The organism is Belliella filtrata (assembly GCF_022549775.1).
Classification (GTDB): domain Bacteria; phylum Bacteroidota; class Bacteroidia; order Cytophagales; family Cyclobacteriaceae; genus Belliella; species Belliella filtrata.
Genome location: NZ_JAKZGP010000035.1, coordinates 32,039 through 52,686, shown reverse-complemented (window position 1 = coordinate 52,686; position 20,648 = coordinate 32,039). Strand labels below are relative to the sequence as shown.

The window sequence follows — 20,648 nt, the reverse complement described above, 5'->3', positions numbered from 1 at the left end:
AAAACACAAAAACTGGTTTAATTAAAAAAAAGAATTCCCTGGAAACAGGGTCATGGGAATCCTATGTCTATTTTCTAAAGCAAATTGATCAAACTACTTCAATTATTTAAAATCGGAATTGCTGAGTTTTAGACATGTATTGTGATTTAATGAAGTGTTTGATTCAGTGCCAAAACCTTTTTAAACCAATGATGGTAAATGGCATAATGAAATCAAGGAGCTTGAATAAGGTTGCTTCCTAAAACTGGCTCAATAAGCTGACCATTGATTTTTTCTTGTGAGGAAGAGATTACATCCCAAGGCTCCAGCAAGGGTTCGTCTGATAGGTCAAAAGTCCCATAATGCATTGGGATGAAGTACTCCCCGCCCAGCGTATTGAAAGCTTCAATGGCATCAGTTGGGCTGATGTGTGCTTGGTGCATAAACCATTCGGGTTTGTATGCCCCGATGCCCATGAGGCAATAGTCAGGTGAACCAAATGCATTTTTGATATCTTCAAAATGTGGACCTGCCCCACTATCTCCCATGAAATAGATGCTTTGATTTTTTCCTTCTATGAAAAATCCGCCCCAAAGGCTCTTGTTATCATCATTCAAAGACCTTTTTGACCAGTGTCGGCTAGGGACATAATGGATTTTAATGGAAGGGCTTGTGTTATAGGTTTGAAACCAACCTGCTTCTTGAGTTTTTTGATCATTAATCCATGAGGAAATCACATTTTTCATTCCTAGGCCTGTTAGAATTTCTATATCAGGATTTTGCGCTACCACCCACGAAATCCCAGATTTGTCACAGTGGTCTCGGTGATTATGTGAGAGTAATAGTAAATCAATTTTTGGGAAGTTTTCCAGGGGGAAAGGGAGTTCACTTTTTCGTTTTAGAAAAAGATTGTCTTCAAGCAAAGGGTCAGTAATCATTGTAACCCCGTCTACCCTGATCAAATAGCTTGCATGGCCAAGCCATATGAGATAATCTTCATTTCCACTAAAGTCAAAATTGGTTTTGCTGATGGGCAGAGACCTATTGTCATTTTTCTTTTCATCCTTTTGTGGGTTTGCACTCATTTTCCACTTTAAGACATCTTTTATTGATGATTCAAAATCGTGATACAAGTTCGTAAATCTACCTTTTTCATCTACGGGTGTCCCCAACCAGTCAGAACTTGGTGGAATGGTTGCTAAGTCAGGATTTGATTTATGAGAAGGTTTTACTTCTTCAGTTGTTTTTGAGATCATGAGTAAGACAACAATAGGAACGATAAATATGAAAAGGTATTTGGACTTCATGATATGTTTAAACTGAAAAAGTTATTGTCTGGTTGCCGATTCATTTTTTGTATTTATCATTGAGCCCTTTTCCTTCAAGAATCAAAGGTTTGATTTTAACTATTCTGGCCTGTTGCGTTTCGGGTTTCTTTGCAGCGTTGATAAATTCCAAGTATTCTTTTTGTTTGCCAGGGCTTAATGTCCCGAAGGCTTTCTTTAGAACTAAATCTGATTCCATGTGAGTGGCTAAAGCACCAGTCAATTCGGCTTTTTTTGCCTTTTGAGGAGTATGTTTTATTCCTTTTTTCTCATTTTCGATGGACTGACTAATATAATTTAATAGTGTTTTTTCATCAATGTCTTCAGCAGAAGTCATTCTCCACTGGAGCATAGCACTGGTCTTACCTTCTTGTGCATTGATGAACTTTTGTTGATGGTCATCTATGAATTTCCCTTGGAAAAACCAAACCCCAAAATGGTTTTTGAAACCACTGATTCCAATTACATTTTTTCCTTCAAACATATAAACATCGCCGCCCCACTTAATCCCGTGCTGAAGAGGTGTTTTTTGTTCAATGATTGATTTTAATAGTTCGAGTTCTTCTTTCCATTTGTTTTCTTTAGCCATAACCAATTAGGGTTAAAATCTTAATTTACATCACTTCAAACTTTAAAACCAGACATAGCAGGATTCCTTTTCGAGGAACGTGTCTTAAATTGCTAATTAGACTTGAATTTCTTTATAATCAAAAATTTATCTATGAAAATTTACCTTGCTCTTTTATGTTACATTTTTTTAATTCCTAATGGGCTCAAAGCCCAGCAGGATGTGTTTCCAGACGGTTCAGTGATTCCAGCTTGGTTTGGGGAAGTAGTGGCTACAGATATTGACAAGCTAGGAAAGCATTATAGATTGACAGATTATGCTGTTATTATGGATAGTACAGTACTCCAGACAGAAGCGATACAAAAAGTAATTGATTTGGCTTATGAAGAAGGAGGAGGTGTAGTGATTGTTCCCAAGGGAGTTTTTTTAAGTGGTTCAATATTTTTTAAACAAGGTACTCACCTTCATCTTGAGCAGGGAGCTGTGCTTAGGGGCAGCGATGATATTAGCCATTTCGATCTTTTGGATACCAGAATTGAAGGACAGAATTTGAAGTATTTTGCCGCTTTGGTAAATGCTGATGGTTTAGACGGTTTCACCATTTCAGGGAAAGGGACATTGGATGGTAATGGTTTGAGATATTGGAGATCTTTCTGGCTAAGAAGAGCATTTAACCCCGAATGTACTAACTTGGATGAAATGAGACCTCGGCTATTGTTTGTTTCAAATAGTAAAAATGTGCAAGTCTCTGGGATCAGGTTGATAAATTCTCCTTTTTGGACTTCTCATTATTACAAATGTGAAAATGTGAAAATTTTAGATTTGTATATCTACGCACCTCACAGTCCTGCCCATGAAAAGGCACCGAGTTCTGATGCTATAGATTTGGATGTGTGTACAAATGTACTTGTGAAGAATTGTTTTATGTCAGTTAATGATGATGCAATAGCACTCAAAGGAGGGAAGGGGCCGCATGCAGATCAGGATGAAAACAATGGAGGGAATTACAATATTATCATAGAAGATTGTGAGTTTGGGTTTTGTCACAGTGCTTTGACTTGTGGAAGTGAGTCTGTCCATAACAACAATATAATTCTGAGAAGAACGAAAGTATCTCAAGCTACAAGGCTACTTTGGCTGAAAATGAGGCCAGATACTCCACAAGTTTATGAAAATATCCTACTTGAAGATATTCAAGGGAATGTTTCTAATATGCTATACATCAAGCCATGGACGCAGTTTTTTGATCTTAAAGGAGAAGAAGGTATTCGCTTCTCTTCTGCGAGTAATATTACCCTTCGTAACATCAAGCTTTCATGTGACATTGTTTTTAACTCTCAAGAATCAGATCAATATAGTCTTGCTAATTTCACTTTAGAAAATATACATATTGACGTATCCAAACCCAAGGAGTATAACTTAGATTACATTAAAAACCTTAAGACCATCAATGTGAAAATTGACTTTTCAGAAGGGAAAGATTAGAAACAAGAAACAAGATTCGAGCGTCAAACACAATCTACAATCTAATCCCGATAGCTATCGGAACTTCAATCAATATATTTTAGACCTGTCAGGTTTTCTATCACCTATCGCATCTGTGAAATAATTGCCCTTTCACAATACGTAGTCGAAACCCTGACAGGTCTTCTCAATACAATCTAAAATTTATAATCTGAAATCTAGGATCGACGACCTTTAAAGCAGCTTGCTTTTGATGACCATAAGTTTTTCCCTTGTCATTTCATGCATAGAATAAGGAATGCCTCCGAGTCCTTCGCCAGAAGAGTCTCTACCACCGAATGGCATCCAATCCACTCTAAAGGCAGTGTGGTCATTGACCATTACAGCAGTGGCATTAAGTCTTTGCACAGTATCTAGTGCGATGTCTATGTCTTGCGTAAATACAGCAGCTTGAAAATGATAGTCCAGTGAATTGGCGCTCTCAATGGCCTCAAGTCTATCACTGTAGCTGTAAACACATACAACTGGACCAAAAATTTCTTCTTGTGAGACTTTTACATTTTGAGGTGGGTTGAATATTACCGTGGGTGCATAGCAAGTCTCGGATATTCTTTTTCCACCAGATAGGATTTCACCTCCTTTAGCTTTGGCTTCTTCCACCCATTCCTCTACTCTGTCTACTTCCTTGGGGAGAATGAGTGGTCCCACTTCCGTAGCTTCGTCGAGGGGATCACCCACTTTCATTTTTTCACCGGCTCTAGCGATTTGCTCTGCTACTGATCTAGCGATAGATTCATGAGCGTATACCTTTTGTACAGATACACATACTTGTCCAGCATGATAAAATCCACCTTTGGCCAATGCAGGGATCATGTCTTCGATATTTGCATCAGGCTCTACAATGACAGGTGCTGCTCCTCCATGCTCTAGGGCACACCTGGTGCCTGGTGCAAGTTTAGATTTTAGATACCAGCCTATTTTGGCTGATCCTATAAAGGAAAGGTAGTTGATTCGCTTATCTGTGACTACAGTCTCTGCAGCCTCATTGTCCATGATAAGGCACTGTACCCATCCCTCTGGTACTCCTGCTTCTTTGAGAATTTCTACAAAACTCAAACATGAAAGCGGCGTGGTAGAAGCAGGTTTTACAATCACAGGACAGCCTGCAGCAAATGCAGTTACAGTCTGGTGAATGATAAGGTTCAGCGGATGATTGAAAGCAGATATAGAAGCAACGACTCCTATGGGTTCTCTGGTGGTAAATGCTATTCTTCCAACGGATGATGCTGTGATTCCCATTGGAATTTGTTCACCATTGAGACGAGCGATTTCCTCAGCTGCTATTTTGACGCCATTGATAGCACGGAGAACTTCTACTTTGGAGTCCTGATAAGGTTTTCCACCTTCTTCTGCAGCAGTTTTTGTGAGTTCTTCTACCTTGGATTTCATGATCTCTTGGACTTTTTCCAAAATTTCGATGCGCTCATGTGCAGGAATCCATTTTGACCGGTCTAAAAATAAGTTGTGGGCAGTTTCCAAAGCTTTTTTGACTTCTTCTTTTCCCACTACGGAGATTTCTTTGATTAGCTTTAGGTTGTATGGATTGAAAACTTCTAGTTTTTGATTGCTCATAATTTGTTAGCTTTTTCTTTCAACATTACATTTAAAATAGGATGATTGAGGGAGTAGTCCACAGGCAGATCTATTAAGTGAACACCATCAGTTTCAAGGCAGTGATCTAACGTTTTTTGAAAATCTTGATCGCTTTCTGGTCTATAGCCATTCGCCCCATAACTTGATGCATACTGTACAAAATCTGGATTTTTGTAGTCCAAACCAAAATCATCAAATCCCATATCTTCCTGTTTCCACTTGATCATTCCGTAAGCTTCATCATTGAGGATGATGACAGTAAGGTTCAACTTTAGTCTTACGGCTGTTTCTATCTCTTGCGAATTCATCATAAATCCACCATCTCCACACACAGATACTACCTTGCGGTCTGGGTAAAGCATATTGACAGCCATGGCTGAAGGTAATCCTGCTCCCATGCTAGCCAGTGCATTGTCCAGTAAAAGGGTGTTTGGCTTGTGACAAGTGTAGTTTCTTGCAAACCAAAGTTTGTAAACTCCATTGTCCAAAGTGATGATGTCTTCGGACGCAAGTTTATTTCGTAATAGGTTAACCAGCCTTTGGGGAAGCATCGGAAACCTGGTGTCTTCAAAATACTTGCTCAAATGACCAGCCACTTCAGATTTCACTTTTTCAAAGAGCGTGGTGTCCCAGTGATCTTGGGGCTTTATATCATCACTTATTTTCTTAATAGCATTGGTAATATCTCCCACTACATTGAGTTGAGGGAAGTAAACAGGGTCTACTTCGGCGGGGGAGAAGTTTACATGAATGACTTTCTTGCCTCCTTGCTTCATAAAGAATGGCGGCTTCTCGATCACATCATGTCCTACATTGATGATCAAGTCAGCCTCGTCTATCGCTGCATGTAGAAAATCATTGCTTGAAAGTGCCGCTGTGCCCAGATACTTTGGATGTCTTTCGTCAATTACTCCTTTGCCCATCTGTGTGGTGAAAAAGTATATACCTGTATGGTCCACAAATGCCCTGAGTGCTTCACATGTTACTTTTCTATTGGCTCCAGCTCCTATGAGTAGCAAAGGTTTATTTGCTTTCTCTATCATCTCAACTGCATCAGAGATGGCTTTATCGTCTGGTTTTGGAATAATATGGCCAGTCACTTGAAATACCAGGTCTTCACATTCTTCTTGTGCGATATCTTCTGGGAATTCTAAATGAACAGCACCAGGTTTCTCTTCTTGTGCTATCCTAAACGCCTCTCTGATTTGGGAGGCAATGTTGTTGCTGTTGACGATTTGTTTGGTGTATTTGGTGATAGGCCTCATCATATCGACTACATCGATGATCTGAAACCTAGCCTGTTTACTTTTTTTGATGGGTTTCTGTCCTGTGATCATCATCATGGGCATTCCCCCAAGCTGGGCATAAGCAGCGGGTGTTACCAGGTTACTGGCACCAGGACCGAGGGTAGCCATACAAACACCTGGCTTTCCTGTCAATCTCCCGTAAGTTGCTGCCATAAATCCCGCTCCTTGTTCATGGCGAGTAAGGATCAATTTGATTTTAGATTTTTTTAAAGATTGGAGAAGGTCCAAATTTTCTTCACCAGGTACGGCAAAAATATATTCGACTCCCTCATTTTCCAGTGCTTTGACAAAAAGGTCAGATGCTTTCATATGTTTTTGTTTGTTGTGGTCAAATAGAAACCCGTTCCCAAAATCAGATCATTGTGTTCTTTATTTCTGGGTATGAATTTTTCATGCGGTTCTATTTTTTGTGGTTGTTTTGAAAATAGGTGAAAAACGATTGATACTATTACAACTATCATTTTATCAAAATGATTTCAAATCAATGATCTTTCAACATAACCACAATTCAACTGCCATAGATGACACCTTGATAAAATAAATGAGAAACTATATAAAAAAAATGACCCTGAGCCATTAGTCTTAAGAAATATTGGTGAGACATGTCTTAAATACCTTGGCTCAAGGTCAAGTTAATGTAAAATATTAGCCTGCTGTTTACCTATTGATTAGTTAAAGAATGGCAGGAATTTTAAATTGATTTTAATTAGAATCTAAGACCAGCGGAAAGCTGAACGACTCTATTTGTTACATCAGCATCCGGTTTTACATCTGTAAGACCTAGGTTGTATCTTCCTTGGATAAACAATGGACCCAAGATGTGTAAAGTAGCTCCACCTGATACCGCAAAATCAAAAGTGTTAGAGTTTGAGATATCTACATTCTCAGATTGGTTCATCAAGAAAGAGACCTGTGGGCCAAAATCTAAACTTAACCTATTAGGAATCAAATACACTCTTGCCAGCACAGGTACTGAAATGTACCCTAACTCATTTTTGAAATCTTCTCTTGCATCATTGAAAGAGATGTTTGAACCTATTGTAGAGTAAAGTAACTCTGGCTGAATGGAGAAATTGCTTCCTAAACCTAGCTCTACAAATGCACCTGCATGATATGAGGTGAAGCTCTCAGAACTGAATGTAGATATATCCCCACTATAGTTTGCAATATTTGCTCCACCTTTGATACCGAAGTTTAAGCCTTGAGCAAAAGAATCCGAAAAGCCAATCATTGTTAGGATGAAGGCAAAATAAATCGTCTTTTTCATTTTTGTTATATTTAAGGTTTTAATTGATTCTTGCAGTGCTTAGTCTGCATTTATTGAAATATGTAAACAAAATTTTAAGGTGTTTTAACATAATCCTTGCCAAAAAGGTTGTGTTGGCTGATAATTTTTTCAAATAAGGTTAAAAATTATTTTATGTTCAGTTTCTAAACGAATGTGTAATTGAAAAAGGTATTACAATTTTTGATAATTAGAGAAATAAGCTATTTGAAAAATGTTAGGATTTCTTAATCAACGGTTTCTGAAGCCTGAACCTGTTTGTTTTATTGTACTTTATCAAAAATGAGATTGTTGACTAAAATGTGTTTTTCGATGGCCTGTCTATTAGGTTAATTTTTAGTAGTGAGGTTTGAAAACATTTCTTGATATTTAATTTATGATAGATATGTCAAAAAATACGCCAACTTCTCATTTAGATATTTAATTGATTTTTGACTAGCAATTTGATGGATGAGCTTCAATTTTGCTTTTTTGAAAAGATTTGAAGTAAGATCCAAGTACCTATTATTTGCAAAATAAGACTTGGGGTTAAAACTACAAGGATTGCAATCTATATCAATTTCTAGTGATCTGCTGGAGCGTCAATTCTGGGCTTGATGCAATATTACTTCGGTTGAGAGCCCTATCTTGAATTTGTAGGTCAATTCTGATGGTGTCATTTCTAAATATTGATTCCCAACCAAAGGATCTCATGCTGTATCGTATCGTTCCTTCCACACCTTGTGTTCTATTATCTGGAAGTATTCTAGGGAATCTACCATTAAAAGTAGTAAAGTAAGGTGCGTCCTCCCATCTAAACTCACTAAAAACACCATTTCTTTTGATAAAAAAATTAACAAAAATATTAAAATGGTTCGGGTTGACTTCCACCCAGATTGTATCATTAACTACAACATTATTAACACGAGGATTAATTGCCCAATCGATGGGATTGTATGAAGGAGCATTTGAAGGTCTTTGGCTGTATGTTATAAGTGATCCTGCATTATCTCGTAAAAAAATCAGTTCATCGAATGGTGGGTTAAGGTCAGTGGCGTTGAGCCCCAAGTCACCTTCTTGGTCTTTGAAACTTATGGAAACAATAAGTGAATCTACACCAGCATTATTGACAAATTCCATTCCTTCAAATGCAATCTCTGGAACTGTTGGAAAATCATTTGGCGGCGAAATACAAGCATTTAAACTGCAAGCAAAGATTATCGCATAAAATAAGAGTTTGGAACTTCTCATGCCTAAGGTTGTTGGTAAAAGATTATTCAAAGGTAAATTTGCTTAATTTTGTGATAGCAAAATATAAAACGATGAATTATTTCAAAAGTTTTTCAGAATATATACTAAATATTTCAAATTTTGATTTTGATCTTTTGGCCTTAGAACTATTTCAGTTTCAGGCAGAACACAATCCGATTTATAATAAATATTTGGCCTATCGAAATATAAACCCATCCTCAGTCAAAAATATTGATCAGATACCATTTTTGCCAATTCAATTTTTCAAAGATCACCAAGTGGTCACAGGTCCTTTAAGTGAGTATGCTAAGTATTATTCCTCAAGTGGTACCACAGGAACGGTGACGAGTAAGCATTACATTTGGTCGGAAGAATTCTATCTTCAACATGCCTTAAGACTTTTTGAGCATGAATATGGAAGTATTCAAGATTTTCATGTTCTAGCACTTTTACCAGCCTATATGGAAAGACCTGGGAGCTCTTTGGTATCTATGGCTGAATATTTTATAGCCCAATCTCAATCTAAGCATTCGGGCACTTACCTTTATGATCATGCGAAACTGATCGAAAAACTGCTAGAGTTGAAGAATGGAAATAGAAAAGTCCTTCTGTTAGGTGTGACCTTTGCACTTTTGGATATTGCAGAAAGCCATATCAGTATTCCCAGAATGGATAACTTAATCGTAATGGAGACTGGTGGGATGAAGGGTAGGAGAAAGGAGATGATCAGGCAAGAGGTTCATGATATACTTACAAGTTCTTTTGGCGTAAGTACTGTTCATTCCGAATATGGTATGACCGAATTGATGTCACAGGCATATTCGACTGGACAAGGAAAGTATAGCTTACCAGCTACAATGAAGGTATTGATCAGAGATGCCAATGACCCTTTTTCCCTTTCAAAAAAAGCACAAGGGGGTATAAATGTCATAGATTTGGCAAATTTTCACTCCTGTGCTTTTATAGAAACCCAAGACCTTGGTAAGATTGATCAAGATGGTTTCTTGGAGGTTTTGGGAAGATTTGACAATAGTGAAATTAGAGGCTGCAACTTAATGCTGAATTAATTTTGTATTCCTCAGAGAAATAGACATATTTGAACTTGTTAAAAAATGAAGTCGATGAAAAGATTAGTAATTGTAGTGTTAGGCGTAGGTATGTTGGCGTTGGCATCTTGTGCATCTAGCAGACCATGTCCTGCGTATGCCAAAGCAGTAGATTCAAAAGAAATCAAAGGGTAAAAAATATGCTGACTATCAATAGTCAGCATATTTTTTTACATCATCAAGGCTGATTGACTGACCTCCCAGGATCACCAATCTTTCTACCACATTTCTCAATTCTCTGATGTTTCCAGTCCAAGGAAATTCCTGAAGCTTGGCTATTGCATTTTTATCTATACCTTTTTTGGCAGTACCATACTCTGCTGATATGTCTTCCAGAAACTTTTCAACTAGCAAAGGAATATCTTCATTTCTCTCTCTTAAAGCGGGCACTTGAATTAAGATAACACTCAGCCTGTGATAAAGATCTTCTCTGAAGTTTCCCTCTTCGATTTCTTTCTTCAAATCTTTATTGGTGGCGGCAAGTACACGTACATCTACTTTGATATCTTTATCTCCACCTACTCGGGTGATTTTGTGCTCTTGCAGGGCGCGAAGTACTTTGGCTTGAGCAGATAGACTCATGTCTCCGATTTCGTCTAAGAAAAGCGTCCCACCATTTGCTTGCTCAAATTTACCTTGACGCTGTTTCATGGCAGATGTAAATGCACCCTTTTCATGACCAAAAAGCTCTGATTCGATCAATTCAGCTGGAATAGCTGCGCAGTTTACAGCGATAAATGGAGCAGAAGCTCGATTACTTTTTTGATGTAGCCAATGCGCTACAAGCTCTTTTCCTGTGCCATTAGGACCAGTGATCAGTACCCGAGCATCTGTAGGAGCTACCTTTTCGATCGTCTCTTTGACTTGAAGTATCGCACCAGACTCACCAACCATGTCCAACTTCTTCGAAAGCTTTTTCTTCAATACTTTCGTTTCAGTCACCAAGTTCTTTTTATCTAAAGCATTTCTTACGGTGAGCAAAAGTCTGTTTAGATCAGGTGGCTTAGGAACGAAATCAAAAGCTCCTTTTTTTGTTGCTTCTACGGCAGTTTCTATAGATCCATGGGCAGATATCATGATGAATTGCGGCTGCTTATCAAGCTTTGATACATGATCCAATACCTCAATACCATCCATTTTAGGCATTTTAATATCACAAAGTACAAGATCAAAATCTTCTTCTTGAATTTTTTTTAACCCTTCTTGACCATCCTGAGCTTCAGATATTTGATATTTTTCGTATTCTAATATTTCTTTGAGTGTTGCTCTGATGACTTTTTCATCATCTATAATTAGGATCTTAGGCATATAGTAGTTTTTTGTCTTATTAAAATTAAAATGTGCAAGCCTATAAGCCGGGTTCTGTAGTCCTATTGGTTTCCCAATCAAACTGCCTGTCATTTATCTAGTTCCGACTTCACAATCGGAATCCATCAACCTACCCACTCCGATGATTTCTCTTCGCAAAGAGAAATTTGGACGAGCAGCCCTTAGATCGGAGCCTATTTGGTCTTTCAACCCATAAGGTTTACCCTGCTACTGATGTCACCATCAGCACGGTGGGCTCTTACCCCACCATTTCACCCTTATCCCGATCCCGATAGCTATCAGGACAGGACGGTATATTTTCTGTGGCACTTTCTGTAACCATACCGTTTCCAATATGATCCCTTCCCGTTAGGAAGTATGGCGCTCTTTGTTGCCCGGACTTTCCTCTCTTCCGATATTCGAAACAGCGACAAGCCAGCTTGCACATTGCAAAGTAAGGAAATATTTCCCTGAATTGTTCCTAACAGTATGATAAGAATCGCAATATGATTATCCGAAGCGATAACAATGGCTAAGAATGGTGCCGGAAGTTGAAAATTAATACTGGGTGGCACATTCCCTGTATTTGGGAAAAATGTATTAATGCGTTTGCTATTTATTTGGATTAAGTATAAATAGGTTTTAGATTTGCGCACTAATTGAATTAAATCTAAATAAGAATAATAATTACTTCAACTCAGATGAAAATCAGAACAGTTTTTACTTATCTATTCCTTTTGATCACCATACCGACACTGGCAATTTCTGTGAATGAAAATGAAGATCACACTTTAGTGATCTCGGGACAAGTGAAGTCTATGGATGGTGAGACCATTCCTTATGCAAATGTTGCCGTAGTTGGTACGGTAAAAGGAGCTTATTCAAAACTTGACGGTAGCTTTAGGATTTTTGACCTAGAAGATGGTTTGTACTTATTGAAAGTGTCAGCTGTAGGGTACAAGACTTTTACAAAATCAGTAGAAGTGCGAGGAGGAGAAGTAAATGAGCTTGAGTTGGTTTTTGAAGAAACAGGAGTTGAAATGCCCCAAGTCACTGTAATTTCATCTAAAGACAGGGTGTTCAGTAAAGTACCAGGGTCTGTAACGTTCATAGATCAGAAAGAAATCAATACCATATCACCATTGAGTGGTAATGAAGTGCTTAGAAGATCACCAGGAGTACATGTGGTGGATGAGGAAGGTGTAGGAATGCGTGTGAATATAGGCATTAGGGGACTTGATCCCGATAGGAGTAGGTCAGTTTTGGTGCTTGAAGATGGTGTTCCTGTAGCGTTATCACCTTATGGAGAGCCTGAAATGTACTATACCCCTGCTATTGACAGAATGGCTGGCGTTGAGATTTTGAAAGGATCTGGTCAGATTCTATATGGTCCACAGACTATAGGAGGTGTGGTGAATTATATTTCGCCAAATCCTCCCCAAGAGCAAGAGGGTTCGGTGCGTCTTCAAGGAGGTCAAGGTGGATTCTTTTCAGGCTTGGTTAATTACGGAAATACATTTGGAAATACAGGTATGCAAGTGAATTTGCTTAAAAAACGTGCAGACAATGTTGGGCCTACATCTTTTGATATCACTGATTTCAATACCAAATTCCTTTTTAATATCAATGATAAATCAGAGTTAGGATTGAAGCTAGGATTATACAATGAGGTGTCAAACTCTACTTATATAGGACTGAATCAGGTGATGTATGATCAAGGAGGACAGGATTTCACTAGGATGGCACCTGATGATCAGCTTGATGTTTCTAGGTATTCAATAAGCTTCAGCCATAAATACAGGTTCAATGAAAATGTTCGATTGAATACCATTGCTTATGCTTATACTACTACGAGGAATTGGAATCGTCAAGATTTTCAAATAAATGAGACCAATACACCTCCAGGAAACTGGACAGGTGTTGTATGGGGAGATACTGCTATTCCAGGTGGGGCTGTTTTCATGAGAAATTCCACGGGTAATAGAAATCGTCAATTCACAGTGGGTGGGATTGAGCCGAGATTGGAAGTGGATCATGGACTTTTCAATATCAAAAATGAATTGATCGTAGGTACAAGATTACTTTATGAACAAGCTAATGAGCAAAGGGTAAATGGAACCCAAGCAGGTGTGAAAAGCGGTAACTTGGTAGAGGATGAGGTAAGAACAGGAGAAGCATTTGCTGCATATGCTCAAAACAAATTTGCCATAAGCAAAAAGGTAGATCTAAATATAGGTGTGAGGTATGAGAACTTCAATTATGAAAGAGATATCAGGAGAAGGAACTTTGAAAATATAGGGATAAGAGATACAGTCTTGTTGGCAGGTAATGTGATTCATGAGCTTATCCCAGGAATGGGCTTCAATTATAGACCAAATCAGAAGCTTAATATTTTTGGTGGTGTTCACAAAGGATATGCTCCTCCTAGGACAAAAGATGCGATTACTGCAATGGGCGATGTGTTAGACTTGGATGCTGAAGAAAGTGTGAATTATGAATTAGGTCTTCGTTCCGAGATTGGAAATTGGTTATTTGTCGAAATGACAGGGTTCTGGATGGATTTTAGCAATCAAATCATTCCAGTTGCAGAATCTGCTGGAGGATTGGGTTTTGGAGTAGTGAATGCAGGCGCTACCAAACACAGAGGTGTTGAATCAGCTGTGATTTTTGAACTTGGGAATTTATTTGGATTGAGTAGAACCAAGTTGAATTACGATATCAATGCTACCTACGCCATGTCAACTTATGCGGCAGATAGGTTTATCAATGATGTCAATATCAATGGAAACAGGACACCTTATGCACCTAATTGGTTTGTAAATTCCGCTTTGACTGTGGAAACTAATGGTGGTTTTATCGGAAGACTTACGCTAAATTATGTAGGCGATCAGTTTGGCGATGAGTTGAATAGGGTTGAGCCAACTTTGGATGGTAGAAACGGTAGAATTGATAGTTATACCTTGTTGGACGCCATGATAGGTTATGATGTCAAAAGGTGGAATTCAAGGTTTAATATTACCGTAAAGAACCTGACGGATAGAAGATATATTGCTTCAAGGAGACCCCAAGGTATTCAAGTAGGTTTGCCTAGATTTATCACAGCAGGATATGAATTTAGGTTCTAGAAAAAAAATAATATTTTTTTTAGAACTTCTTAAACAATATTAATCAAGTGCTGTTTAGTAATCATAGTAAGGCTTTAAAAAGCTTTTCTTCATAGTGCTGGGTTGAACTGCCTCGAAAAGTCGAGGCAGTTCTTTTTTTGTCCCATTATGATTTTTAACAACCAAAGCTTTGGATTTCATCGTATCTCATGCCATAAAGAGAGAAATATGAAAACCAACTTCAAATTATTTGCCGCCACAATATTTATAGTGTCTGTTATTTTTGCTTGTACAGAAGAACAGGATAACATACCAGACCCAAACTTTGTAAATTCCACTATTACAATTAATAATGTTGGAGCAACAGCATATGTTTTCTCTGCAATCCAGGGAGAAGGAGCACAAGCAAACCTGAATGTCGAAAATACAGCACTTACTTTGAAAATCGGGTCGAGGTATAAAATCAAAAATGAAGCTGGTAGAGCGCACCCTTTTTTAATTATGGGCATTGCAAATACTACGCTCTTAGCTCAAAATGATGTGGTTGGTAGCTTTGAAGATAATCCTTCGGTCAATTTTGTAGCTACTGATTCAACGATGCTATTTACACTTACACCAGAACTCGCAACTCAAATCGCCCCCTACATGTGCGGAAGGCATGCTGCAATGACTGGTAACATTAATGCGGTTGAATGATAAATCCTTTTTTGTAGCTTTGCGTGCAAAGAATGATAAAAGATGATACTAGTAGGTAATGCTGTGATCAGTGATGATATAAAAGATCAGTTTTTTGTTTGTGACTTGGAAAAGTGCAAAGGTGCATGTTGTGTAGAGGGTGATGCTGGAGCGCCTTTGGAAGACGAAGAGACGCAAATCATAGAAGAGATTTATCCAATTGTGAAAGAATATATCACACAGGAAGGTAGGGATGCAATAGACAGGCAGGGTACTTGGGTAATCGATAAAGATGGTGATAAAGGAACGCCTACGATTGGCGATAATAGGGAATGTGCCTATGCACTTTATGATGAAAAGGGTGTACTCAAGTGTGGGATAGAGCAAGCCTATCTAGATGGAAAGATTGCTTACAAAAAACCTATTTCTTGCCATTTATATCCGATTAGGGTAAAGAAATATGATGGTTTTGAAGCTTTGAATTATGATCGATGGGATATATGCAGTGCTGCTTGTGTACTAGGAACACAGCTTGGAGTCCCTGTTTATAAATTTTTGAAAGATGCGTTGATTAGAAAATTTGGTGCTGATTGGTATGATGAATTAGTGGCAGAAATCGAAGATGGCGAATCTAAAGAAGAAATCAAGCTAGGATAAATTTTCAATAACTAAAAGTATTGGTATATTAGGGGTTCTTTTCAAAATCTAAAATCTCTAAATATATGGTGCGATCCAATTATTTATTACGCTTTACTTTTCTTGCATTTGCTTGTTGCAATCCAAAATCTGATGAGGGAAATGTTAGAGATGAACCATATGAATTGACAGAAAAGGTGATTTCATTCGATTTACCTGAAGGGTGGGGGCATTTCAACTTAGGGATGAAAAACCAAGGGAACCACGTGTATTTTTATAATTATAGCCTTTCTTCATTAGCAGCATTTGATAAAGCGTCACATCAAATGTCCTTTTTAATCCATATTGACAAGGAAGGGCCCAATGGGATATCAGGCCAAGTTTCTGATTATTTGATTGATGATGAGGATAATATATGGCTATCTTCTTCAAATAGCCACATATACAAAGTCAACCGTGAAGGAAAAATAATTGAAGACATAACATTTGATTCATCTAGTTTTGTTGAGGAAAATTTTGACTTTATATCTTACAACTTTCAGATAATTGATGGGAAATATTATACAGCTGCATTCCCGATGGTGTTTCGGTACAATTCACTTTCAATTGATGAACTTTCTGCAATTCCGAACCTTGTGTCTTATGATCTTGAAAATCACGGGATTGAAAAGTTGAGCTTCTATGACAAAACTTACTTAGGAACTAATCTTAATAAGTTTATCATGCCTTTCATTAATAAAGGCAAAAACAATGAGATCATTATCAATCACAATTACAAAGACATCTATGTTTACAAAGGTAAGGGGCTTAGTAAGTTTGATGCTTCTTTTTCAAAGTTTTCACCTGACCCTCCCGTTTCAGATAGGGATATTTTTGAAGATATGGATGAGATCATGAGGTTGATCAATTATACGGATAGTTATCAAAGTATTCATTTTCTCCCTCAGCAAAATACATACGTAAGAGTTGCAAAGTTTGAAGATGAGCTAGAAGGTGGTGATGCAATGAGGCAATACGTTCCTTCTCGCTGGGCATTTGTTTTTCTTGATGAGCAATTTGCTAAAACTGGAGAGCTGACACTTCCAGAAAATGAAGCCAACGGTAATTATGTTTTTGACAGCCAAGAAGGCATTTGGTTTTCTGTAGATCATCCAGATAACCCCGCACTGGATGAAGAGAAGTTACAATTCAGGTTGTTGAAAAAGCAGTGATTTAGACATACCCTACAATTTTGTACACGGTCAATCCCACCCATTCATTGAAGAGTTTTTGCCATTTGAAAATAGCATAAGGATCAGGATATAAAAGGGTAGGTAAATCATACTTGCTCGAATGACCATAGTAATCCACTGGAAATGTGTCTGTATTTATTTCTACCTTGTCAAAACATCCTTTGGATCGTCTCATGTGGAAAGCAGAGGTGATAAGTAGGTGTTTTTGATCAGTTGGTATTTGCATTTGGTTTAGAATTTCCTTGGAAAAAAGCGCATTTTGCCTCGTGTTTAGGGCTTTACCTTCCAATGCAATAGCCTCTTCAGGTACTCCTGCGATTACCATTACATTTTTAAGAAGTATAGCTTCTGCAGATGGACTTTGTGGGTTCAATCCCATGCCCCCTGTGATAAGAATTTTTTCGATTTTCCCCAATTTGTAAAGCTGTATGGCGTGAGTAGCTCTATCAGCCCCTTTGTTGAAAAATGTTCTATCGTTGACTTCCTTGTTGATATTAGTCACCCCAGTCAAGACAATTCCCCACTCATAATTGGGTAAGGAAGAGAATGGTTTCACTTCAGGCTCCCACTGATTCATTGCCCAATTGCTGATAAACTGATTGCTGAAAAAAAGTAAAAGGACTATGCCAGTAAGCAAGAAACCTCTTCCTTTATTTTTCCTAACTCTGATATAGCCGATTAATATAAATGCCAAACAAATACTCAGTGGCATAACTAGAAATGAAAGAAGTTGCGACAAAATGAAGAACATACGGATGAATTTTTCCGAAAGATAAGAAAGCATTGCTTCAAATGCTTATTTTTGGGCCATGAGTTCAAGCCAACCAAACCTATTGCCAAGCCTAGAAAAACTTTCTTCCCAGCTACAAGGGGAGTTGAAATTTGATTCACTGACCAAAACCCTTTATGCCACAGACGCTTCTGTGTATAGAGAAATGCCTTTGGCAGTGGCTTTTCCTAAGACTACTGAAGACTTAAAATTATTGATAGCATTTGCACATGCTCATAAGACTTCTTTGATCCCAAGGACTGCAGGAACTTCCTTGGCTGGACAGTGTGTGGGTAACGGCATAGTGGTCGATGTTTCCAAACATTTTAACCAAATACTCGAATTTAATGAATCTGAGCGATGGGTTAGGGTTCAACCTGGAGTGGTTAGGGATGAATTGAATAGATTTTTGAAACCATATGGTTTGTTTTTCAGTCCGATTACATCCACTGCAAACAGGGCAATGATAGGAGGAATGGTTGGTAATAACTCTTCTGGAACTACATCAATTGTCTATGGTACGACAAGAGAAAAAGTGATTTCTCTAAATACGCTTTTAAGTGATGGCAACGAGGCAGTTTTTGGTGCTTTGACGCCTGATGGGTTTGACCAAAAATGTAGGTTAGATACCTTAGAAGGCAAGTTGTACCGACAAGTCAAGGAAGAACTTGGTCAATCCGAAAACCAGAAAAATATAAGAGAGAACTTTCCTAAAAAATCTATACATCGTCGAAATACAGGCTATGCTGTAGATTACCTTTTAGCGTCAGAAGTATTCACACAGGGAGGTGAGCCATTCAATTTTTGTAAGCTGCTTGCAGGCTCTGAAGGTACGCTAGCCTTTACTACTGAAATTAAAGTTTCACTTGATCCGCTACCAGATCCTATCGAAGTGGTAGTGGCAGCTCATTTTCATACCATTCACGAAAGCATGAAGGCTTCCCAAGTAGCGATGAAGCATCCCGCTACTGCTGTGGAGCTGATGGATAAGATTATCCTAGACTGTACCAAAGAGAGTATAGAGTATAGCAAAAACAGGTACTTTGTAGAAGGAGACCCAATGGCGCTATTGATGGTTGAGTTCACAGGAAAGACTGAGGCTGAAGCCATGGCAAAAGCTAACTTACTTGTAGCCGACTTGAAGGTTAATCAACTTGGCTATGCTTTTCCAATCATAGACCCTGCCATGACTAAGTCGGCTTGGGCTTTGAGAAGTGCAGGTCTTGGACTTTTAGCAAACATCCCTGGAGATGCTAAAGCTGTAGCCTGTATTGAAGATACTGCGGTAGACATAGAGGATTTGGCAGACTATATAGATGAGTTTGATAAAATGATGGAGGCTTATGGTCAGCAACCTGTTCACTATGCACATGCAGGAGCAGGTGAGATTCATTTGAGACCTATTTTGGATTTAAAGAAAAAGGAGGATCAGGAGGCATTCTATCAAATATCTTTTGATGTTGCCAAATTGGTTAAAAAGTACAATGGTTCTCTTAGTGGAGAGCATGGAGATGGTAGGGTCAGAGCACCGTTTATTCCGCTGATGGTGGGAGAGGAGAACTATCAGCTTTTCCGAAGGTTGAAGTTTACCTGGGATCCAGACAATATTTTTAACCCCGGTAAAATCGTAGATACCGCCCCCATGAATACCTCGCTAAGGTATGAGCCAGACATGAATACCCCAGAGCCAGATACTTTGATGAATTTCGATCAAGTAGGTGGTATTTTGAGAATGGCAGAGAAATGTAATGGTTCAGGTGATTGTAGAAAACTTCCTGAATCAGGTGGGACGATGTGTCCAAGCTATCAAGCTACCAGAATGGAGCGAGATGCTACTAGAGGAAGGGCAAATACCCTAAGGGAGTTTTTGACAAAAGATCAAAAACCAAACCCTTTTGATCATCCTGAAATCAAGGAGGCACTTGATCTTTGTCTTTCTTGTAAAGGCTGTACCGCAGAATGTCCTTCCAACGTAGATATGGCTTCCATGAAGGCGGAATTCCAATACCAATATCACAAATCAAATGGCGTTCCTTTCAGGTCAAAAGTTTTTGGTTATATCAACGACTTGAACAAAATAGGCTCAATAGTGGCACCTTTGGCAAATTTCACTTTGAGTAATCCTTTGGCATCTAAGCTTATGAAGCGTGTCTTAGGTGTGGCTCCCAAGAGACAACTGCCGAAGATTTCATCAATCAGCTTAAGGAGTTGGTACAAAAAGGAGTATGCAAAACTTCCTGCTCCTTCAAAAGTGATTAAGTCAATTTACCTTTTTGTTGATGAGTTTACTGACTATAATGATACACCTATAGGTATTACAGCAATCAAGTTATTGAAAAAATTAGGGTATGAAGTCAAAATTGTAGATCATGACGAAAGTGGAAGGTCCGCTCTTTCCAAGGGTTTGTTAGAAAAGGCTCGATCACATGCAGATCGTAATGTGAAAGTATTTCAAGATATCATAGATGGCAATACGCCACTTATAGGTATTGAACCTTCCGCCATTTTGAGTTTCAGAGATGAATATCCGAGATTAGTATCACCAGAGTTGGTCGAAGGAGCAAAGAAATTGAAGTTCCATACGCTTTTAATTGATGAATTTTTAGGCAGAGAAGTGATGGCAGGCAATATCGACGCTTCGTCTTTTATCAAGGGAGCAAAGCACATCAAACTACATGGGCATTGTCATCAAAAGGCTTTGTCTGCCCTCTCGTGGACGCAGAAAATCTTGTCACTACCAGAAAACTATCAAGTTGAAATCATCCCTTCAGGTTGCTGTGGAATGGCAGGATCTTTTGGTTATGAGGCAGAGCACTATGATCTCAGTATGCAGATAGGTGAGATGGTACTATTTCCATCTGTAAGGTCTGCCGCTGAAGACACAATCATCGCTGCGCCAGGTACTTCTTGTAGGCATCAAATCAAAGACGGGACTAGAAAGCAGGCATTACATCCAGTAGAGATTTTATGGAATGCTACCTTGTAGACAAACGATCCGTTTATCACG

Annotated in this window: 15 protein-coding genes and 1 other RNA gene; 7 read left to right on the top strand and 9 right to left on the bottom strand. The window is 38.5% G+C overall.

From position 1 onward, the window contains the following. Positions 1-212: 212 nt before the first annotated feature. On the bottom strand, positions 213-1,286 hold the full coding sequence (locus MM239_RS13355) for an MBL fold metallo-hydrolase (protein ID WP_241348750.1): 1,074 nt from the start codon (positions 1,284-1,286) through the stop codon (positions 213-215). A 40-nt stretch (positions 1,287-1,326) separates the two neighbouring features. Continuing rightward, on the bottom strand, positions 1,327-1,893 hold the full coding sequence (locus MM239_RS13350; protein WP_241348749.1) for a YdeI/OmpD-associated family protein: 567 nt from the start codon (positions 1,891-1,893) through the stop codon (positions 1,327-1,329). 132 nt (positions 1,894-2,025) lie between these two features. Here MM239_RS13350 and MM239_RS13345 point away from each other — a divergent pair, with 132 nt between their 5' ends. Further along, on the top strand, positions 2,026-3,357 hold the full coding sequence (locus tag MM239_RS13345; protein ID WP_241348748.1) for a rhamnogalacturonidase: 1,332 nt from the start codon (positions 2,026-2,028) through the stop codon (positions 3,355-3,357). A 213-nt stretch (positions 3,358-3,570) separates the two neighbouring features. Here MM239_RS13345 and MM239_RS13340 read toward each other — a convergent pair whose 3' ends face one another. The 4 genes from MM239_RS13340 to MM239_RS13325 form a co-directional block, all read right to left on the bottom strand. Further along, entirely contained in the window at positions 3,571-4,968 is a 1,398-nt protein-coding gene (locus MM239_RS13340; RefSeq protein ID WP_241348747.1) for an aldehyde dehydrogenase family protein, read from the bottom strand. Further along, positions 4,965-6,605, bottom strand: a complete 1,641-nt coding sequence (locus MM239_RS13335) for an acetolactate synthase large subunit (RefSeq protein ID WP_241348746.1) — start codon at positions 6,603-6,605, stop codon at positions 4,965-4,967. The genes MM239_RS13340 and MM239_RS13335 overlap by 4 nt, the downstream gene beginning before the upstream one ends. A 397-nt stretch (positions 6,606-7,002) precedes the next feature. Beyond that, a complete protein-coding gene (locus tag MM239_RS13330; protein WP_241348745.1) occupies positions 7,003-7,563 on the bottom strand; it encodes a porin family protein in 561 nt (186 codons plus the stop codon). Between the two features lie 573 nt (positions 7,564-8,136). Further along, positions 8,137-8,811 carry a hypothetical protein gene (locus MM239_RS13325; RefSeq protein ID WP_241348744.1) on the bottom strand — a complete coding sequence of 225 codons (675 nt, stop codon included), beginning with the start codon at positions 8,809-8,811 and terminating at the stop codon, positions 8,137-8,139. 71 nt (positions 8,812-8,882) lie between these two features. Between MM239_RS13325 and MM239_RS13320 the strand changes: the two genes are divergently transcribed. Further along, positions 8,883-9,878: a LuxE/PaaK family acyltransferase gene (locus tag MM239_RS13320; protein ID WP_241348743.1), complete on the top strand. Its 996-nt coding sequence runs from the start codon at positions 8,883-8,885 to the stop codon at positions 9,876-9,878. Positions 9,879-10,067: 189 nt separating this feature from the next. Here MM239_RS13320 and MM239_RS13315 read toward each other — a convergent pair whose 3' ends face one another. Together MM239_RS13315 and rnpB are read right to left on the bottom strand one after the other, a co-directional pair. Continuing rightward, positions 10,068-11,225, bottom strand: a complete 1,158-nt coding sequence (locus MM239_RS13315) for a sigma-54-dependent transcriptional regulator (protein ID WP_241348742.1) — start codon at positions 11,223-11,225, stop codon at positions 10,068-10,070. Positions 11,226-11,252: 27 nt separating this feature from the next. Beyond that, positions 11,253-11,672, bottom strand: an RNA gene (gene rnpB / locus MM239_RS13310) — RNase P RNA component class A. A 254-nt stretch (positions 11,673-11,926) separates the two neighbouring features. Between rnpB and MM239_RS13305 the strand changes: the two genes are divergently transcribed. The 4 genes from MM239_RS13305 to MM239_RS13290 all read left to right on the top strand — a co-directional run bounded on the left by MM239_RS13305 (position 11,927) and on the right by MM239_RS13290 (position 16,851). After that, a complete protein-coding gene (locus MM239_RS13305; protein ID WP_241348741.1) occupies positions 11,927-14,350 on the top strand; it encodes a TonB-dependent receptor in 2,424 nt (807 codons plus the stop codon). A gap of 207 nt (positions 14,351-14,557) precedes the next feature. After that, positions 14,558-15,025 carry a hypothetical protein gene (locus MM239_RS13300; RefSeq protein ID WP_241348740.1) on the top strand — a complete coding sequence of 156 codons (468 nt, stop codon included), beginning with the start codon at positions 14,558-14,560 and terminating at the stop codon, positions 15,023-15,025. A 42-nt stretch (positions 15,026-15,067) separates the two neighbouring features. After that, entirely contained in the window at positions 15,068-15,661 is a 594-nt protein-coding gene (locus tag MM239_RS13295) for a DUF3109 family protein (RefSeq protein WP_241348739.1), read from the top strand. Between the two features lie 65 nt (positions 15,662-15,726). Continuing rightward, positions 15,727-16,851, top strand: coding sequence for a DUF4221 family protein (locus MM239_RS13290; protein WP_241348738.1), 1,125 nt, complete (start codon positions 15,727-15,729; stop codon positions 16,849-16,851). A gap of 1 nt (position 16,852) precedes the next feature. Here the strand turns inward: MM239_RS13290 and MM239_RS13285 are convergent, their stop codons facing one another. Next, complete coding sequence (locus MM239_RS13285; RefSeq protein ID WP_317235638.1) at positions 16,853-17,656, bottom strand: YdcF family protein; 804 nt, start codon at positions 17,654-17,656, stop codon at positions 16,853-16,855. A 25-nt stretch (positions 17,657-17,681) separates the two neighbouring features. Here MM239_RS13285 and MM239_RS13280 point away from each other — a divergent pair, with 25 nt between their 5' ends. After that, positions 17,682-20,627, top strand: coding sequence for an FAD-binding and (Fe-S)-binding domain-containing protein (locus MM239_RS13280; protein WP_241348737.1), 2,946 nt, complete (start codon positions 17,682-17,684; stop codon positions 20,625-20,627). The last annotated feature ends 21 nt before the right edge of the window (positions 20,628-20,648 follow it).

Excerpts from the sequence above, each read along its gene's own strand:
- MM239_RS13355 (WP_241348750.1), bottom strand. The coding sequence starts at position 1,286 with ATGAAGTCCAAATACCTTTTCATATTTATCGTTCCTATTGTTGTCTTA.
- MM239_RS13340 (WP_241348747.1), bottom strand. The coding sequence starts at position 4,968 with ATGAGCAATCAAAAACTAGAAGTTTTCAATCCATACAACCTAAAGCTA.
- MM239_RS13345 (WP_241348748.1), top strand. The coding sequence starts at position 2,026 with ATGAAAATTTACCTTGCTCTTTTATGTTACATTTTTTTAATTCCTAAT.
- MM239_RS13290 (WP_241348738.1), top strand. The coding sequence starts at position 15,727 with ATGGTGCGATCCAATTATTTATTACGCTTTACTTTTCTTGCATTTGCT.
- MM239_RS13285 (WP_317235638.1), bottom strand. The coding sequence starts at position 17,656 with ATGCTTTCTTATCTTTCGGAAAAATTCATCCGTATGTTCTTCATTTTG.
- MM239_RS13315 (WP_241348742.1), bottom strand. The coding sequence starts at position 11,225 with ATGCCTAAGATCCTAATTATAGATGATGAAAAAGTCATCAGAGCAACA.
- MM239_RS13325 (WP_241348744.1), bottom strand. The coding sequence starts at position 8,811 with ATGAGAAGTTCCAAACTCTTATTTTATGCGATAATCTTTGCTTGCAGT.
- MM239_RS13305 (WP_241348741.1), top strand. The coding sequence starts at position 11,927 with ATGAAAATCAGAACAGTTTTTACTTATCTATTCCTTTTGATCACCATA.
- MM239_RS13295 (WP_241348739.1), top strand. The coding sequence starts at position 15,068 with ATGATACTAGTAGGTAATGCTGTGATCAGTGATGATATAAAAGATCAG.
- MM239_RS13280 (WP_241348737.1), top strand. The coding sequence starts at position 17,682 with ATGAGTTCAAGCCAACCAAACCTATTGCCAAGCCTAGAAAAACTTTCT.
- MM239_RS13300 (WP_241348740.1), top strand. The coding sequence starts at position 14,558 with ATGAAAACCAACTTCAAATTATTTGCCGCCACAATATTTATAGTGTCT.
- MM239_RS13320 (WP_241348743.1), top strand. The coding sequence starts at position 8,883 with ATGAATTATTTCAAAAGTTTTTCAGAATATATACTAAATATTTCAAAT.
- MM239_RS13335 (WP_241348746.1), bottom strand. The coding sequence starts at position 6,605 with ATGAAAGCATCTGACCTTTTTGTCAAAGCACTGGAAAATGAGGGAGTC.
- MM239_RS13350 (WP_241348749.1), bottom strand. The coding sequence starts at position 1,893 with ATGGCTAAAGAAAACAAATGGAAAGAAGAACTCGAACTATTAAAATCA.
- MM239_RS13330 (WP_241348745.1), bottom strand. The coding sequence starts at position 7,563 with ATGAAAAAGACGATTTATTTTGCCTTCATCCTAACAATGATTGGCTTT.